Origin of the sequence: Leptolyngbya sp. UWPOB_LEPTO1, from assembly GCF_017302695.1 — a bacterium.
Classification (GTDB): Bacteria; Cyanobacteriota; Cyanobacteriia; order Leptolyngbyales; family Leptolyngbyaceae; genus Leptolyngbya; species Leptolyngbya boryana.
Genome location: NZ_JAFLCJ010000021.1, coordinates 24,872 through 41,720, shown reverse-complemented (window position 1 = coordinate 41,720; position 16,849 = coordinate 24,872). Strand labels below are relative to the sequence as shown.

Annotated in this window: 15 protein-coding genes; 6 read left to right on the top strand and 9 right to left on the bottom strand. The window is 47.0% G+C overall.

The features are described 5' to 3' along the window. Window positions 1-19 precede the first annotated feature (19 nt). Window positions 20-1,687, bottom strand: coding sequence for a chaperonin GroEL (gene groL, locus J0L70_RS25020; RefSeq protein WP_017288542.1), 1,668 nt, complete (start codon window positions 1,685-1,687; stop codon window positions 20-22). A 117-nt stretch (window positions 1,688-1,804) separates the two neighbouring features. After that, window positions 1,805-3,235, bottom strand: a complete 1,431-nt coding sequence (gene gorA, locus J0L70_RS25015) for a glutathione-disulfide reductase (RefSeq protein ID WP_287456323.1) — start codon at window positions 3,233-3,235, stop codon at window positions 1,805-1,807. Window positions 3,236-3,279: 44 nt separating this feature from the next. Here gorA and J0L70_RS25010 point away from each other — a divergent pair, with 44 nt between their 5' ends. Both J0L70_RS25010 and uvsE read left to right on the top strand, forming a co-directional pair. Continuing rightward, window positions 3,280-3,492, top strand: a complete 213-nt coding sequence (locus tag J0L70_RS25010) for a hypervirulence associated TUDOR domain-containing protein (RefSeq protein WP_017288544.1) — start codon at window positions 3,280-3,282, stop codon at window positions 3,490-3,492. A 114-nt stretch (window positions 3,493-3,606) separates the two neighbouring features. After that, entirely contained in the window at window positions 3,607-4,584 is a 978-nt protein-coding gene (uvsE, locus tag J0L70_RS25005) for a UV DNA damage repair endonuclease UvsE (RefSeq protein WP_287456322.1), read from the top strand. Window positions 4,585-4,842: 258 nt separating this feature from the next. Here uvsE and J0L70_RS25000 read toward each other — a convergent pair whose 3' ends face one another. Continuing rightward, a complete protein-coding gene (locus J0L70_RS25000; RefSeq protein ID WP_017288546.1) occupies window positions 4,843-5,331 on the bottom strand; it encodes a pentapeptide repeat-containing protein in 489 nt (162 codons plus the stop codon). 15 nt (window positions 5,332-5,346) lie between these two features. Between J0L70_RS25000 and J0L70_RS24995 the strand changes: the two genes are divergently transcribed. Then, window positions 5,347-5,787, top strand: a complete 441-nt coding sequence (locus tag J0L70_RS24995) for a YraN family protein (RefSeq protein WP_017288547.1) — start codon at window positions 5,347-5,349, stop codon at window positions 5,785-5,787. On the opposite strand, the gene J0L70_RS24990 is transcribed toward J0L70_RS24995, so the two are convergent. Beyond that, window positions 5,784-6,173 carry a hypothetical protein gene (locus J0L70_RS24990; RefSeq protein WP_190648104.1) on the bottom strand — a complete coding sequence of 130 codons (390 nt, stop codon included), beginning with the start codon at window positions 6,171-6,173 and terminating at the stop codon, window positions 5,784-5,786. The two genes, J0L70_RS24995 and J0L70_RS24990, sit on opposite strands and share 4 nt — an antisense overlap. A gap of 182 nt (window positions 6,174-6,355) precedes the next feature. On the opposite strand from J0L70_RS24990, the gene queA reads away from it, so the two are divergent. Beyond that, on the top strand, window positions 6,356-7,429 hold the full coding sequence (gene queA, locus J0L70_RS24985) for a tRNA preQ1(34) S-adenosylmethionine ribosyltransferase-isomerase QueA (RefSeq protein WP_017288549.1): 1,074 nt from the start codon (window positions 6,356-6,358) through the stop codon (window positions 7,427-7,429). A gap of 68 nt (window positions 7,430-7,497) precedes the next feature. Here queA and priA read toward each other — a convergent pair whose 3' ends face one another. Continuing rightward, the gene (gene priA, locus J0L70_RS24980; RefSeq protein WP_287456321.1) at window positions 7,498-9,942 is read right to left on the bottom strand and encodes a primosomal protein N'; all 2,445 of its coding nucleotides are present in this window, start codon (window positions 9,940-9,942) and stop codon (window positions 7,498-7,500) included. A 573-nt stretch (window positions 9,943-10,515) separates the two neighbouring features. Between priA and J0L70_RS24975 the strand changes: the two genes are divergently transcribed. Beyond that, window positions 10,516-11,700, top strand: coding sequence for an RpoD/SigA family RNA polymerase sigma factor (locus J0L70_RS24975; protein ID WP_017288551.1), 1,185 nt, complete (start codon window positions 10,516-10,518; stop codon window positions 11,698-11,700). Window positions 11,701-11,839: 139 nt separating this feature from the next. Here J0L70_RS24975 and J0L70_RS24970 read toward each other — a convergent pair whose 3' ends face one another. From J0L70_RS24970 to J0L70_RS24955, 4 genes are read right to left on the bottom strand one after another with little or no spacing between them, the layout of a single operon-like run. Continuing rightward, a complete protein-coding gene (locus tag J0L70_RS24970; protein ID WP_017288552.1) occupies window positions 11,840-12,514 on the bottom strand; it encodes a response regulator transcription factor in 675 nt (224 codons plus the stop codon). Then, window positions 12,514-13,890, bottom strand: a complete 1,377-nt coding sequence (locus J0L70_RS24965) for a sensor histidine kinase (protein ID WP_287456320.1) — start codon at window positions 13,888-13,890, stop codon at window positions 12,514-12,516. Before J0L70_RS24965 ends, J0L70_RS24970 begins: the two co-directional genes overlap by 1 nt. Window positions 13,891-13,933: 43 nt before the next feature. Beyond that, window positions 13,934-14,875: a cytochrome c biogenesis protein CcdA gene (locus tag J0L70_RS24960; RefSeq protein ID WP_287456319.1), complete on the bottom strand. Its 942-nt coding sequence runs from the start codon at window positions 14,873-14,875 to the stop codon at window positions 13,934-13,936. Further along, window positions 14,847-15,323 (bottom strand): thioredoxin domain-containing protein, encoded by a 477-nt coding sequence (locus J0L70_RS24955; protein WP_287456318.1) that lies wholly within the window; start codon window positions 15,321-15,323, stop codon window positions 14,847-14,849. The genes J0L70_RS24960 and J0L70_RS24955 overlap by 29 nt, the downstream gene beginning before the upstream one ends. Window positions 15,324-15,497: 174 nt before the next feature. On the opposite strand from J0L70_RS24955, the gene J0L70_RS24950 reads away from it, so the two are divergent. Then, window positions 15,498-16,751, top strand: coding sequence for a hypothetical protein (locus J0L70_RS24950; protein WP_287456317.1), 1,254 nt, complete (start codon window positions 15,498-15,500; stop codon window positions 16,749-16,751). Window positions 16,752-16,849: the final 98 nt, after the last annotated feature.

Genomic DNA, 16,849 nt, shown 5'->3' with positions numbered 1-16,849 from the left:
ACACTTAGCGCGATGGGAATTACATCATCCCCATACCACCCATGCCGCCCATACCACCCATACCACCCATGCCGCCCATGCCGCCCATATCAGGCGCAGCAGCAGATTTGGGTTCGGGTTTTTCAACGACCAATGCTTCAGTAGTCAACACCATGCCTGCGATCGAAGCTGCATCTTGAAGTGCGGTTCGCACAACTTTCGCAGGGTCAACAATGCCCGCTGCCAGCAAGTCTTCATACTTGTCGGTCAGCGCATTGTAGCCGTGGCTAAAGCTCATTTCGCGGACTTTCTCAACAATCACAGAGCCTTCAGCACCCGCGTTATCAGCAATCTGACGGAGCGGAGCATCGAGCGAGCGAATCACAATATCCACACCGATTTGCTCTTCAGCATTCAGCGTCGATTTCAATTCAACTAGCTTTCCAGCGAGGTGAACGAGAGAAACACCGCCTCCCGGAACGATTCCTTCTTCGACTGCGGCTTTTGTCGCATTCAAAGCATCTTCAATTCGGAGTTTGCGATTTTTTAACTCAGTTTCAGTAGCAGCACCGACTTTGATCACTGCAACACCACCGGATAATTTCGCAATCCGCTCAGAGATCTTTTCTCTGTCGTAGTCAGAATCACTGCGCTCAACTTCTTGACGCAATTGAGCGACGCGCTTCTCAATATTCTCGCTGTTGGCGACATCTGAAACGATCGTGGTGGAATCTTTCGTGACCGTGATTTTTCTAGCGGTTCCGAGCATGTCAGCCGAAACTGCATCTAAGCTCAGACCGATTTCTTCGGAGATCACTTGCCCATCGGTCAGAACTGCGATGTCTTGCAGCATTTGCTTCCGACGATCGCCGAATCCAGGTGCTTTGATTGCAACTGTATTCAATACACCGCGCAGACGGTTGACCACCAACGTTGCTAATGCTTCACCTTCAACGTCTTCTGCGATGATCAACAGAGGTTGACCAGCACGGGCAACTTTTTCGAGAACTGGAACTAATTCTTGAATCGAACCAATTTTCTTATCACAGAGCAAAATTGCAGCATTCTCATACTCAGCAATCAAGCGCTCAGTGTCGGTGACAAAGTAAGGAGAGAGATAACCGCGATCGATTTGCATCCCTTCGACGATATCCATTTCAGTCGCTAAGGATTTCGATTCTTCAACCGTAATCACACCGTCGCGTCCGACTTTATCCATCGCTGCTGCGATCATTTGTCCGACTTCATCATCATTTCCGGCGGAAACAGTTGCGACTTGTGCAATTTCGTTGCCTTCAACGGGTTTTGCGACCGCTTGGATTTCAGTGACCAGTTTCGCGATCGCTTTTTCCATGCCACGGCGCAAGCTGATCGGATTGGTGCCTGCTGCAACGTTTTTCATGCCTTCGCGAATCATCGCTTGAGCGAGAACCGTTGCGGTCGTTGTTCCATCCCCTGCCAAGTCCTTCGTTTTAGAAGCGACTTCACGAATCAAGGATGCGCCTGTGTTTTCTAGCGGATCTTCAAGTTCGATTTCTTTTGCGATCGTCACACCGTCATTGACGATTTGAGGCGCACCGAATTTTTTCTCAAGTAACACGTTCCGTCCGCGAGGACCGAGGGTGACGCGCACTGCATCTGCTAACGCATTCACGCCCCGTTCTAACGCCTGTCTGGATTCGTCATCAAAGACAACAATCTTTGCCATAGGTATGTCTCAGTTCTCCACCTAGAAATTTAGCACTCACTGGGACAGAGTGCTAAAAGAAGACAGATCGGAAAACCGTCCTTACGGCATTGAAGGTTGAATTTTGAATTGGAAAATTCAGGAGAATAATTCTTCAGCAGACGATGGATGGATCGCGATCGCGTGATCGAGTTCAGCTTTCGTCAGTCCTTTCTGCATCGCGAGTGCAAATCCTTGAATGATCTCGATCGCATCGTCGCCCACGATGTGAATTCCAAGAATGCGATCGTCATGAGTTACAAATTTGATTAAGCTCTGACGCTTTTCTTGACTTAAGGTTCGCAGTAAGGGCGTGAATTCAGTTTGATAACATTTGATGCGATCGCCAAATTTTTCTTGCGCTTCAGATTCGGTCATGCCAACCGTTGCAGCTTCAGGACGAGAACACACGCCAGAAGGAATCAAATGGTAATCGATTGCCATCTGTGACTCGCCAAACACAGTTTCGGCAAAGGCTCGTCCTTCAGCGCGGGCGACCGGAGTGAGTTGCTTGCGATTCGTGCAGTCTCCAACCGCGTAAATATGCGGCAGATTTGTGCGGCTCAATTCATCAACGGCGATCGCTTTATTGTCTTGCTCAATTCCTATGGTGTCCAAATTGAGATGTTCTAAATTGGGGATACGTCCGGTCGCACAGAGCAACGTATCTACCGTAAGCAGGTCTGAGCGATCTCCGGTGAGTTGAATTTGAATGTTATCTCCAACTCGTTCAATTTTTTCCGCAGTTGTATTGCAATAGCTATGGATTCCGCGATCGACTAATTCATTTCTCACAGTATTACGAACAGTGTCGTCAAACCCTTCTAAAATGCAACACTCTCGATTCATCAAAAAGACTTCAACTCCCAATCCGCGCATCAGACTAGAGAATTCTACGCCAATGTAGCCGCCACCTAGAATGGCTAACCGTTTGGGGAGTTTCTCAAGATGAAACATCTCATCTGAAGTCACTGCATGTTCGATGCCTGGAATGTTAGGCTTTGTTGCTTTTCCACCGACTGCAATCAGAATTTTATCGGCTGTAAATTTTTGATCATCCACGCTGATCGTGTGTTCATCAACAAACGCGGCCGCTCCTTGCAAGAGTTCGACTCCTTTGTCTTTGAGCTTAGATTGATAAACATGGCGTAAGCGATCGAGTTCACGATCTCGGATTTGCTTGAACTGTTGCCAGCTAAATTTGGGAGTTTCTTGTGACCAGCCATACTCTTGGGCAAGGTGTGCGAACTCTGCAAAATCGGCAGCATAGACCATGAGTTTTTTAGGAATACAGCCGAGATTTACACAGGTTCCACCAACGTGGGCAGATTCCGCGATCGCAACTTTCGCGCCATAGCTCGCCGCTTTTTTGGCTGCGGATAGTCCACCAGGGCCTGCACCAATTACAAATAAATCATAGCGATAGGTCATGGCGAGAATTCCTTTTTGAGTAGCGTAATTGAGTTCGCAGAGCGATCCCAACTGTCGCAAGAGAGGAATGAGGCGCAACTCTGGGTAGAGGTTAGCCAAGCGATAAATCCATAAAATTTAGACCGCACATCGAGAGAAAAGCTATGAGTCAGGAATTGAAGAAAGGCGATCACGTTGAGTGGAATACTTCGGGCGGTAAAACCGAGGGCGAAGTTAAGGAAAAGATTACAGAACCTACTGACTTTAAAAATCACCACTTTGAGGCTTCAGAAGAAAATCCTGAATACTTAGTTGAAACTTCTAAGAGCCATAAGGAAGCGATTCATAAACCCGAGCAATTAAAAAAGAAAGAATGACCTCAAATCGAGTTGATCGGAGATCTTTAATTAAGGAGAAGACGTTAAAGTTACCTAAAGAACTCTGGATTCTAAAGATCTCAACTTCTACGTTTATCTCAATCCTCAATCATCATGACTCCCGAACTTGGTTTAGTGTGTGTCTCTGCATCGAAAACGGTGCGATTCAAAACGATGACACGTAAGCGATTCTTACAATTTGAACTCGCAGAGCAAGAGCAAGTTCTACGTGAACTCTATACCGAAAACTTGCACCGATTAGCGATCGCGATCAAGTTCTGTGCTGAGCATCATATTCGGCTCTATCGTTTAAGCTCTGGCTTATTTCCCTTTGCCGATGAGCCTATCGGATCTGCCATCTTAGATGAGTTTGCAGAAGGGCTGAGCTTAGTGGGAGATCAGTCACGACAATTGGGCATCCGCTTAGTGTTTCATCCCGATCAGTTCGTTGTGCTCAACTCCGATCGCCCTGAAGTCATCGAAAATAGCATCAAAATTTTGACGATGCATGCGCATGTTTTTGATTTGTTAGGACTGCCGAAATCGCCTTGGGCATTGATCAACATCCATGGTGGAAAAGGCGATCGTGTAGAGCGATTGCTGGATACGATCGCAAACTTACCCGACAATATTCGACTCCGACTCACGCTCGAAAACGACGAGTATACTTACAGCGCAGAGCAAATGGTTTCGATTTGCTCTGCTGCTAAAATTCCGCACGTGTTCGATGCCCATCATCATGTGATCTATGCGCAAGTCGATAGCTATGAGCACGAAAGCGTAGGCGCAATGCTGGAAGCAGCTCGATCGACGTGGGAGGTTCCAGAATGGCAGCTTGTCCATATCTCGAATGGAGCAGAAAGCTTTCTCGATCAGCGTCACAGCGATTACATTACCGTAATGCCAAGCTCCTACCGACAAGCCCCTTGGATCGAGATTGAAGCAAAGCAAAAAGAATTAGCGATTCAGAAACTTCAGCAGGAATGGTTATATTCTGATCTCAATGTTCTCTCGCCAGTAGAGGCAGAGCCATCGCCCTCTAAAGTCGCGTCCGTTTCTCGTGCGGCTCAAAAGGTCAGCCTTCGGAAATGATCGAATGAACCCGTTTCGGCTCAGGTCGGTTGACTCAATCGCTTTCCTGCAAATGCCTTTGCGAATAGAATTCGTGGCTAGACAAACGAAGTCCGCCGTCGCGGACTGCTCCAACTCTGGCTGTTAACCTGCAAAAGCAGGTTTTGTCTGTGTAGCCCCGAATTCCATTCGGCAGGCAATTTAGATTCATACAGAAAGTCTAATTTGCGCTTGACCCAGAGAAGTTTGATCAGCGAATCAATCAAACTTCTCAATTCACTAATCGCAATACAGCGTCTCGCGCGTTTCGCGTCCCGTCACCGGATTCGTACCTTGTGCAACCTTGCACAGCAGCTTCTGCACGTCGGGGCGCAACTCTACATCGGTAAAATCTGCGCCATCAATAATTGCCCCTTCAAACTTCGCATTCGAGGCAAAGGCACCCGCCAAATTTGCATTCGTCAAATTCGCGCGCGTCAAGCGGGCTGAATCTAACGTACTATTTCTCAAATCTGCCCCTTCCAGATTTGCCCGTTCCAGATTTGTCGCAAAAAATCGCACGCCTTTGAGATTCGTGTGGCTCAAATTACTTTCGCGCATATTCGCCTTGGTAAATTCCGAATCCGTTAAATCTTGACCGGAAAAATCCGCCCCGACCAATGATTCTCGGTTGTAATCTAACGCGAGCACGGGTGTAGCGAAAACAACCCAAGTCGCAATTAGAACGACGACGGCACAAACCAAACCTTTTAAGCGTTTAGAACTCATCGGAAAAATCAGGGAATGTTGAAAGAGAACTGCTTTAAAATCGTACCTGTGGATCAGCAGAATTCGACATCAGAAATTGGAACATCCGGCGAAAACTTTGTCGCAGACTGGCTACAAACACAAGGAGCAACTATTCTGGCGCGCAACTGGACTTGTCGATCGGGCGAATTAGACCTCGTTGCGCAAACGCAAGACCAAGTCGTGGCATTTGTCGAAGTCAAAACTCGCAGTCGCGGCAATTGGGACAATCATGGTGCATTGGCGATTACGGCTGCTAAACAGCGCAAAATCATCACCGCCGCCCAACTTTTTCTCTTAAAGCATCCGCATCTCGCGCATCTTGCCTGTCGCTTTGATGTCGCCTTGGTACGAAAAAGGGGAAATCCAAGAACTTCCCCCCACCTCACCAAAAATCAATTCGTGCTACAAGACTATATCTGTGATGCGTTTTTCTAAGCTAGTGTTTCAGGACAATAGCCTAAGCCTTGTACAAACTGTTTGCGAAATTCTTCAATTTCTTCGCGATCTGGGTTGCCATGAGACACAACCGCGACTTGATACCGCTGCATGACCTCGATCGGGGATTGACCCGTCTCTAAGCCCCAGAGCACCATCTGAATCCGAATGCTGGGGTGACAGACGATACCCAACTCGTTCAGGAATGCTTGAAAGTCACCTTCTGTTTGTTCATCGAGCGATTTAGCCAGTTTCACCCTCACGACCCAACCATCAATCTGATGAATGACAGTTATGAAACTGAGCGGCAGAGACTTTGAGTTGTGCAGATGTTCCACAATTCTCAGAGTTAGACTGGCATTCGCGAGGGAGTAGACATATTCCATAGAACACAAACCCAGCAAATGCTACTCTTCTATTCTGATTGAGGATCGCCTTTTCACATAGGGGCAAAGCCCCCGATATTGGCTAGGGAATCTCACCCATTTTTAGGATTCTATATTTAAAGGCTCAAAATTATCAGAAAATACTAACCACTCACCTGTGACGACCAATTAGGACTGAGACCGTGGAAGCTGATCAACTCCTCTCGGCTTATGATTACCATTTACCCGAAGACCGCATCGCCCAGAATCCCGCTGAGCCAAGGGATAGCGCGCGATTGCTCGTTCTCAAAACATTGACGGAACATTGTCATCAAGTGTTTCATGATCTAGTCGAGATTCTGCAACCCGGCGATTTGCTGGTGCTGAATAATACCCAAGTGATTCCGGCTCGTCTGCATGGACACAAATCGACTGGAACTGAGGTAGAGATTTTGTTGTTGGAGGAACAGCAGCAGAATCAGTGGTTGTCATTGGTGAAGCCGGGACGAAGGCTGAAGCCTGGCAATCAAATTACCTTTACCCCTCGATCGCAGACGGACATCAAGCTGAATGCCCAAATTTTAGCCAGCGATCCAGAAACACGCGGCAGGATTTTACAGTTTGAAGTGTCGGATGGACGATCGCTGCTCGAAGTGATTGATCATTTTGGTGAAGTGCCGTTGCCGCCTTATATTCACGACACTGAAGCAGAAGCCGATCGCTATCAGACGGTGTATGCCGATCGCTTAGGCGCTGTAGCTGCGCCGACTGCGGGATTGCATTTCACGCCCGAACTGTTAGAGCGCTTAGAACAAAAGGGTATCGATCGGGCTTTTGTGACGCTGCATGTTGGGGTAGGAACCTTCCGACCTGTGGAGGTTGAAAATATTACTGAACATCAGATGCATGGAGAATGGATCGAAGTTTCGCCGGAGACGGTAGAGAAGATTCGGGAGACAAAAGCGAAAGGCGGACGAGTGATTGCCGTGGGGACGACGGTTGTACGATCGCTGGAAGGCGCTTCGCAGTCGGGTCAACTTGAACCCTATTGTGGCAAAACGAATTTATTTATTTATCCGGGCTATCAGTGGCGTGTAGTCGATGGCATGATCACAAACTTCCACTTGCCGAAATCGAGTTTGCTGATGCTTGTTAGTGCCTTGATCGGGCGAGAACGCTTGTTATCGGTGTATCAAGATGCGATCGACAATCAGTATCGGTTTTATTCATTTGGCGATGCGATGCTGATTTTGCCAGAAGCAAAACTCAGGAATTAGTTTCTAGTCGCTCTGGATTGGGCATTTGCGATGTATACAAGAGGTTGATCGCAAGTTGCAGCTTTGAGCTACATGAGATTCATTGGATCGACATCGATCGTTAAACTCACCGTCGAAGGACACTGCGATCTCAGTTCCATCACATTCGGAATGCGATCGCTGGTGAGTTTGAGAAGAATCTGCCAGCGATATCGTTGGTTAATTTTTGCGATCGTGGCGGGAGCAGGCCCCAATACTTCATCTTCAGAGTGTAAAAGCTGATCAGCGAGTAGCTCCGCCGTACTTCGGACAGTCTGCTCATTCAATCCACTCAGGCGGAGTAACACTAACCGCCCGTAAGGGGGATAGTTCAACGCTGCCCGCTGCTCTAGTTCAGTGGCAACAAAAGGCTCATATTGCTGATGTTGAACGGCTTGAATCACTGGATGTTCAGGCGCATAAGTTTGAAGAATCACTCGTCCAGGCTCAGTTCCGCGTCCGGCGCGTCCGGCAACTTGAACTAACGTTTGAAAAGCTCTCTCACTGGCTCGAAAATCTGCTAAGTTCAGTAACCCATCGGCTGAGATAATCCCAACCAAAGTTACTTGGGGTAAGTCAATCCCCTTCGTGAGCATCTGTGTTCCGACGAGTAAATCAGCGTCCCCGTGAGCAAATTGACTTAGTAAAGCTCGATGCGCTCCTTTTGCGCGAGTTGTATCACTATCAAATCGAATTGTTTTCAATTCGGGGAAAAGTTTGGCGATTTCTTGAACGACTCGTTGAGTCCCACTGCCAAAGTTTTTGAAATACGAAGAACTACAGCTAGGGCAACGCTGCGGTTGAAGCTGAGTATAGTTACAATAATGACATCTTAAAATCGGTTGAGCAGTTTCGTGAACGTGATGATAGGACAGTGAAACATCACAATTGGGACATTCCATCACATAGCCACAACTCCGACAAGACACAAACGTGCTATGCCCACGACGATGAATGAATAACAAGCCTTTTTGATTGTTTTCTTTGAGCTTTTTCAACTGAGCTTGTAGCGATCGACTAAAAATCGAAGGATTGCGATCGTGCAATTCTTTCCGCATATCAACAATGTCGATTTTCGGCAAAGGGCGATCTAAGATTCGCTTCGGTAAAGATAGATAAGTAGACGATTGTGAGTCTAACCAAGTCTCTAGCGAAGGTGTTGCTGAGCCGAGAATTAAGGGACAGTTTTCTAATTCAGCCCGCCATTGTGCAACCGATCGAGCATGGTAACAAGGTGCAGGTTGATCTTGCTTAAAACTCGAATCATGTTCTTCGTCTAAGACGATTAATCCGAGATTGGGCAACGGCGCGAACACTGCCGATCGCGTTCCAATCACCACTTGCGGCGACCCTGTGAGCATTTGCCGCCAGGTATCGAACCTTTCGCCATCTGATAAAGCACTGTGATATACACAAACGCGATCGCCAAATCTTGCCCGAAAGCGATCCGTCAATTGCGGCGTTAACCCAATCTCAGGGACTAAGACTAAAGCAGATTGACCGCGTTGCAGCCGTGGTGCGATCGCTTGCAAGTAAACCTCAGTCTTGCCTGATCCCGTAACCCCATGCAGCAAAATTTTTTCAAATGCTGTGACTGTATGAATCTTTTTCAGCACTTCTGCTTGATGATGCGTCAGCACTTTTGCCGCATCCTGCTCAACATCCGGTGCATGTTCACTTCGCAGCACTTCTCGCCCCTGAAGCAGCACACAGCCCTGCTCTTGTAAGCGCTTTACAGTGGGTGAAGTCGTTCGGCAGTGCTGCAACAGATCTGTCAGCCACATTTCACCGCCATTGCGCTTCAGCACTTCTAAAATCTCGCGTTGTCGGACACTGCTTTGTGTGGCGGAGCCATCGCTCAACTCACCCTGAGTTGAGACTAAAATCACCGCTTGCCGCAATTGGGGACGAATCGTGGCAGGTGGCTCCAGATAGCTCTCGACCCAATTCAGCTTGAGCAGGTCTTGTAAGCCCCGATTCGCGCCTTTGACTTGCCGTTGCACAAATTGCCAGGAATAATCTTTTGTTTTGCTCGACTTGAGCAGTTTGAGAATCTGTTGGGCTGCACTATTCAGACTGGCTTCACTGGCATCGGGCTTGATCAAGCGAATGCGTCTTTGCGATCGCGCCAATAATCCCGGCGGCAACGCCACGCGTACCACCTGCATTAATGAAGTTTGATAGTAGCGTGCGACTTGATCGAGCAATGCCCAGTAAGAGGCAGGAAAGAAGCCAGCACTGACGATCGAATCAATTGATCGAATTTGCTCGGGCAATAAATCCGGCGGTTGATTCCCAACGCGCACCGCAATCCCACCGACCTGTTGTGCGCCAAAAGGCACACTCAAAATGTCACCCGGCTGCACCAATAAATCCGGACGCGACTGATAAGTATAGACTCCTTGCGACCCTGGACAATCGACTAACACATCGACCCAAGCAGGTGACACCCCATACTCTGCCTTTAATTCCGCCACAGACTGCAACTCAGACATATCGCAAATGAAGAGAAAAACTTAAGAAAATCCGCAGCTTTGCAAACTCGCGGTATTAAATAATCAGAGGAGTTGAAAGTTTATTAGTTCAAATACACTAACCATTAATTCTAATTTTAACGTGTGATGAGTTTACAGGATCACTCGCCCTATCGCACGACTCTACCTACGATAGATTCACAAAAAACGCTCTGGCTTTTCCGACCATTGGTAGAGATGTAAACCGAAACAGGTATGAGAGTCTGTTATAGCAGCTAGGGATTCATTTGAAATCCTAAATCTCTGGAATCTTCATCCACGCTGAACTATATTGCTGGGGATCATGCCAGCCTATGTGGACGAAGTGAGTGATTTGATCTCCAAATCTCAACTCATTTCTAAAAGTTTCCAAAAAGTTTCTATAAAACGCCGAAATTCGTCATAAGTTCAGGAGGAGTTGATTATTTTGTCATTTATAAATTGAAACAAAAACATAGCATTCAAAACTGTCGATCGCTGACTTAAGGTTCTGTCTAGTTTGACACTTAAATTAGCTCAAATAGCCCCCCTGTAAAACTTCATTGATATAACACTATGAGCGAACAAAGCAACAGTTCCCCAACCGTAGCCCTCTCTCAGGATATGGACTTTGCAATGGACGTTGCTGAGTTAGATTCAGTAGACTCATTGCAATTAGAAGCTGACTTAGAAGACAGCACCCCGATCGAGATTGAGCCGGATATTCTTGAGCTTACGTCTGTTGGAAATTCATCAGAGGATGAGGTCGATCAAATCGCATCAGCTCGCTCCTCTGGCTATAACAAGACCGTTGCCGATGATGCAGTGGGAGCTTTCTTTAAAGAAATGGCACGGTATCCACTCCTGAAAGCGGATGAGGAAGTGGAGCTTGCAAGACGGGTACAGTACTTAGTTGAAGTCGATAGCGCTCGACGCAAGCTGTATCAAGAATTAGGTCATGCTCCTACCAAGGCTCAATTAGCTGAACACTTTGGACTCACTGAACGGCAATTGGATCATCGCTTACACCGGAGTCGAGTAGCGAAACGGAAGATGATTCGATCGAATCTTCGGTTAGTCGTGTCGATCGCGAAACGGTATCTAAATCGCGGCGTGCCGTTTCTTGATTTGATTCAAGAAGGTGCATTGGGACTCAACCGCGCAACAGAAAAGTTTGATCCCGATAAGGGATATAAGTTTTCGACCTATGCATACTGGTGGATTCGTCAGGGGATCACCAGAACGATCGCAAATGATGCTCGTACGATTCGCTTACCGATTCACATTGTCGAAAAGCTGAATAAGCTGAAGAAAGCACATCGCGACCTGAAACGAGAGTTAAATCGCAATCCGACCGAAGCAGAACTGGCTCAATCTCTAGAATTGACCGTTGAGCAATTGCAGCATTTACATCAAGTCCGTCGTCAGTCGTTATCGCTGAATCACCGAGTGGGGAAAGGCGAAGATACAGAATTGATGGACTTACTCGAAGATGGCGATACTCAATCACCCGAATCTCAGATGAGTGAAACGATGTTACGCCAAGAGATTTGGGAGGTATTGGGCAATGTCTTAACCGAGCGCGAAAAAGATATTATTTCTTTGCGCTACGGATTGACGACGAGTAAGCCTTGCACGCTTGAAGAAGTTGGCGGTATGTTCAACTTGTCACGAGAGCGGGTGCGCCAAATTCAAAGTAAGGCAATGCGCAAGTTGCGCCGTCCTCAGATTGCAGAACGGTTAAAAGGGTGGTTGGGCTAGAAAAATTAGCAATCACTGCGATCGCTGTTACTCAGGCAGAAATGTGTTGGTAGCAGCGATCGTGCTTTATATGAACATGCTCATCTTTCAAGCGCTCCAATCTTGATAGATTCCAACAGATTCGACTGCTGAAGTATCCTCATACCCGAAGTCGGTAGCCGACTCCTCGAACGGTTTCGATCGTTTCACTTCCCAATTTTTTTCGCAATTGCTTGATGTAAGCATCAATAATGTTTGATCCGGGATCATAGGTGTATCCCCAGACTCGATCGAGTAATTGTTCCCGACTCATCACCTGCATCGGGTGACGGAGAAATACCTCGGCTAAGGCAAATTCTTTAGAAGACATTTCGATCAAGGTGCTGCCTCGCCAAACCTGCCGCGTGAGCAAATCCAGCACAATTTCGCCCGCTTGAAACGTTGTTTCTTTGCCTGCTTTACTTTTGAGAATCACGCTATCTCTCAATTGCACTTTCACGCGAGCAAGAAGTTCTGTAAATTCAAACGGTTTAGTCACATAGTCATTCGCGCCACCTTCTAAGGCTGCGACTGTATCTTCCACTTCATCCTGTGCTGTGAGCACAATGATTCGCAGTCGTTCACCTCTACCTCGTACTTCTTCCAAGACTTGCCAGCCGTTTTTCCCTGGAAGTCCTAAGTCTAAAATGAGTAAGTCAAAATCATGACTGTGTGCCATACCGATCGCTTCATGCCCATTGGTTGCGATCGTGCAAGTAAATCCATTTGCTCGAAATCCCTTCTCTAAAAAGGCTGCAATTCGCGATTCATCTTCTGCAATTAAGATTCGATTCATCAATGCGTTCCTCGCAACGGCAATGTGATTGTAAACGTCGAACCTTCTCCAAGTCGGCTACAGAGATCGATATGACCTTGATGAGCTTTGATAATGGCTTGTACGATCGATAATCCCAAACCTGACCCTTCAGATCGTCGCTCACTATTTGACCCGCGTGCAAACCGATCGAAAATTCGAGCTTGATCATCGAGATCAATTCCTTCACCCGTGTCTCTGACCCAAAATCGGACGGTTTCTTCAACAATTGCAGAACCAATTGCAATCACATCGCCTTTTTGCGTGTACTGGCTTGCATTCTGAGCGAGATTGAGAACAGCTTGAGTGATGCGTTGTCGATCGCAGAAAACTTCTCCTGTTCCAACCGATTCAAGTTTCCAGCTTCGATCTGCCAATGCCTCAGCTTTCGCAAAAATTTCTTCTGTTAAGGTTGCGACATCATAGTGATTTGCTCGTAAGAAGTTCGGACGCTCAATTCGCATCAACAAGAGTAAATCACTGACAAATCGATTCATCCGTTTGAGTTCGTCTCGGACAAGCGCGATCGTTTCTCGGCGCTCCTCTGGATCGTCTCCGAGTAATTCTAGATGTCCTTGAATGATGGTGATCGGCGTTCGCAGTTCATGGCTTACGTCTTTGATGAAATCTTGCTGGCTTGTGAATGCGGCTTGAAGTCGATCGAGCATCTGATTAAACGTCAGCGTGAGTTCAGCAATCTCGTCTTTTCCTTGAACTGAAAGCCGTTGAGTGAGATCCGTTTCGCTGATGTTTCGAGCCGTTTCTGTCACTTGGCGCAAAGGAGACAGGATTTTTCCAGCCGTGAGCCACGCGATCGCGCTAAACAAAATCAGCCCAACCAAAGTCACTTGCACGACAAGTCTCAGCGTTAGCTCTGCCATGTGATACTGCATCGTTGCATCATGCACCGCAATAATTCTTCCTGGTTGCCCATTCAGCGGACGCATAACTGAGACGAGATAACCATCAAGCTGCTGAGGAGCATTTTCAGGGAGTTGCTTCCAGCGATCGAGTACAGCTTGGTTGTTTTGGACAAATTGCGCGGATTGTGGAGTATGGAGAATTTGACCTTTGGAGAAGACCAGTAGATAACGGTTTGGAGTCGAAACTTGACGGCTTGAGAAGGTTTGAATCGCTTGCGTTAGCGCTTCTGGATTGGAAGGTTGAACGCTAGACTGCTCAAATGCTTGAATGTCTCGCTGAAGCTGTCCGCCTAGCTCTTTCTGAGTCGAGTCACAAAAGATTTTATACGTCGCGTAAACTGAAACAAAAGTAATGCTAGCCGTCAGTAGAAAGTACCAAGCCAAAATCCGCGATCGCACACCAACAAAGCTCTGCTGCTTTCGAGACTGTTTCATTGCAACCTGTCGATGATGCGACATTTGGATTTTACCTCAATTTTTACAGAAACCAATGAATTCCGCTCACCAGATAAAACCCGCCTGCAAGAATCAAGGCTGCACTTCCGAGACGAACAACCCATTCAGAATGCTGAAGTAAAGTGCGGCTCTGTTTGACCAGACCTGTATAGAGACTTGCAAAGAAAATTACGGCTGTATAACCGATCGCATAGCTCACCATCGTAACCGTACTGATGAATTGCGATCCGGTTGCGGCTCCTGCTGCTAAGACTGCAAACAAGACAGGACTAGAGCAAGGCGAGCTAATTAAGGCAAATGTTACTCCTACGCCATAGGAACCTGCACTCGATACTGATGGATTCAACTTAGGGAGAGGTAAGTGAAATAGACCTGCAAAGCTGCACCCCATGAGAAAAATCAACGTCCCTACTGCAATATTGATATATCCTCGAAAATCAACCAGCACAGCCGTTGCAAATGACGAGAACAATCCCAGTAAGCTAAAAACTGTGATCACTCCAAGCGTAAAGAGTCCTGCTTTCGTTGCGGCATCTCGACGTGAATGAATATTGAGTGTTCCGATATAGCTGAGATTGACAGGGAGCAGCGAGAGAACACAAGGTGAAATACTCGCAAGTAAACCACCCAAAAATGCAAGTGGAATCAACACGAAAGCATTACTCAGATTTTGCTGCTGAAACCATTGGTAATAGGGATTTTCAATTTGAGAAACCCACTGTCCTAGTAACTCATAGAGGCTGCCAAAGTGAGGCGCAATCAGTGCGAGTCCAACAGCACTCAAAAACAATGCAGTGTAAAAGAAAGCGCTTGACGTTACACATTGTTTGAGACGATCAAGGCGAGACGGTTTTTTCGATAAGGTCATGGCAAATTCTTCTCCACATTTCAAGGATGTTGGTCGGAGTTTCCGTAAGACTCCGACCTCTGAAATTTCATCGCTGGCGGACTTGAGTGATGGCATTGTCGATCGCCTTCACATAAGCTTGAGTGTCGAAGTTCTTGCGAAATGTCTGGATGACTTGACCATTTTTTGGATTAATCAGCGCGATCGTTGCTGTTTGCGACTTGTTCGCAGCAAAGAAGTTTGACAGTCCCAGTGCCCGTGCTTTGGCCTCTGAGGCTTGAGTCTTCCCGCGATCGGTCACATCTAAGATCACAAAATTTGCCCGACCTTGATACCGCTGTTGTAATGAAGTCACAATGGGGGCGAGTGTTTTGCACGCGGGACACCAATCCGCATGAATTTGAACGAGTATCGGTTTATCTTGAGCCGTGGGAGATTGAGCCTGAACAGGTTGGATGATACTCGGCGGTTGACTGATCGAATCAGAAGAACGAGTCAGCAGATTGAATGCGATCGCGCTGCCACCAATTCCTAGAGCAATCAAAGGAATGAGATACTTTTTCATAAATCGTTGTTTCCCGTGAGTTGAAGGTTTCAGTTGCCTCACAGGTTCTACTATCGGACTCGGGGATGAATGACAAATGAACGGTTTATGAAAGATCTTTCATGTTCTCAAAACCGTCAATTTTTCAAAGATCTATACTGAGAGAAGAGAAGTCCGACATAGGGAAATCAGCGAATGTCAGCCACACCAAATGCCGCGATTTTAAAAGCGATCGAATCTCTCAACTATCGCGCCACCGTTGGGGATGTCGCGTCGCAAGCAGGCTTAAACATCAATCTGGCAGAACAAGGATTGCTTGTCCTCGCATCTCAAGCGGGCGGACATTTGCAAGTTGCAGAATCCGGAGATGTAGTCTACCAGTTTCCGAAAAATTTTCGTAGTATTCTGCGTGAGAAAGATGCGCGCTTGCGATGGCAAGAACGCTGGGAAAAGATTTGGCGAATTCTGTTTTACCTGATTCGGATTTCCTTCGGGATTGTTTTAGTTCTGTTAATCCTCGCTTCATTTCTAGCAATTCTTGCCATTACGATCGCAGCAAATTCTTCGCGTGATGATAACAATGGCGGCGGTTTCGACATGCCGAATATCTGGTTTAGTCCCGATTTCTTCTGGATTTTCACACCAGATTACAACCAGCGTCGTCCAACCCGCGAAAAGAGTGAATTAAATTTCCTCGAATCAATTTATTCCTTTTTATTCGGAGATGGCAACCCGAATGCGGATTTAGAAAATCGACGTTGGCAAGCGATCGCAGCAACAATCCAGACTCATCAAGGCGCAGTAATTTCAGAGCAAATTGCCCCGTACTTAGACGATTTGGGGACGCAATCCGAGCAAGAATACGAACAGTACATGCTGCCCGTGTTGGCGCGCTTTGATGGTCGTCCTGAAGTCAGTCCAGAGGGGCAATTTATCTATCAATTTCCATCGCTTCAAACAACGGTGGCACGTGAAGAGCGGCAATGGTTGCCAGCATTTTTGCGCGAGTCGCTTTATCAGTTTAGTCAGGCGAGTTCTGGACAAATTACTTTAGCGATCGGGCTGGGTGTAACGTTGCTGGTTCTCGCACTCGTGCTGACGGCGATCGTCAGTGGAGGTGCGCTTAAAATTCTTGCCTTTCTCTCGCTCGGCTATAGTGCCGCATTTCTCACTATTCCAATGATTCGATATTTCTGGATCAAAGGGCGAAATCAGAAAATTTTGACCCGAAATCACGATCGCGAATCTCGTGCGAACTTCCTCGCTCAAGCAAGTTCAATGATTCAGCAAAAGCTAGCGTATGCGCGTGGATTTGCAGCGAAGCATGTAATTCAAGAATCCGATGTAATCTATTCGAGCGATCGCGATTTGATTGAACAAGACATTGATCGATCAGCGCAAATCGATGCAGAATGGCAGCGCCGTTTAGAAGGTCGATCTCAACCCTAAACAATTGAGGAGTTAGAGTTTTTCAAGAACTCTAACTCCTCGAAAGGCAACAAATTTTACTATTCAGGCGATGTGCGACTTTTTCATGTCCTAGCAGT

Bases quoted from the DNA above. Each gene is read 5' to 3' on its own strand.
- J0L70_RS24960 (WP_287456319.1), bottom strand. From the start codon at position 14,875: ATGCCATCACTCAAGTCCGCCAGCGATGAAATTTCAGAGGTCGGAGTC.
- J0L70_RS25000 (WP_017288546.1), bottom strand. From the start codon at position 5,331: ATGAGTTCTAAACGCTTAAAAGGTTTGGTTTGTGCCGTCGTCGTTCTA.
- J0L70_RS24990 (WP_190648104.1), bottom strand. From the start codon at position 6,173: ATGGAATATGTCTACTCCCTCGCGAATGCCAGTCTAACTCTGAGAATT.
- priA (WP_287456321.1), bottom strand. From the start codon at position 9,942: ATGTCTGAGTTGCAGTCTGTGGCGGAATTAAAGGCAGAGTATGGGGTG.
- J0L70_RS24950 (WP_287456317.1), top strand. From the start codon at position 15,498: ATGTCAGCCACACCAAATGCCGCGATTTTAAAAGCGATCGAATCTCTC.
- J0L70_RS24955 (WP_287456318.1), bottom strand. From the start codon at position 15,323: ATGAAAAAGTATCTCATTCCTTTGATTGCTCTAGGAATTGGTGGCAGC.
- J0L70_RS24995 (WP_017288547.1), top strand. From the start codon at position 5,347: ATGTTGAAAGAGAACTGCTTTAAAATCGTACCTGTGGATCAGCAGAAT.
- J0L70_RS24970 (WP_017288552.1), bottom strand. From the start codon at position 12,514: ATGAATCGAATCTTAATTGCAGAAGATGAATCGCGAATTGCAGCCTTT.
- groL (WP_017288542.1), bottom strand. From the start codon at position 1,687: ATGGCAAAGATTGTTGTCTTTGATGACGAATCCAGACAGGCGTTAGAA.
- uvsE (WP_287456322.1), top strand. From the start codon at position 3,607: ATGACTCCCGAACTTGGTTTAGTGTGTGTCTCTGCATCGAAAACGGTG.
- J0L70_RS25010 (WP_017288544.1), top strand. From the start codon at position 3,280: ATGAGTCAGGAATTGAAGAAAGGCGATCACGTTGAGTGGAATACTTCG.
- J0L70_RS24965 (WP_287456320.1), bottom strand. From the start codon at position 13,890: ATGAAACAGTCTCGAAAGCAGCAGAGCTTTGTTGGTGTGCGATCGCGG.
- J0L70_RS24975 (WP_017288551.1), top strand. From the start codon at position 10,516: ATGAGCGAACAAAGCAACAGTTCCCCAACCGTAGCCCTCTCTCAGGAT.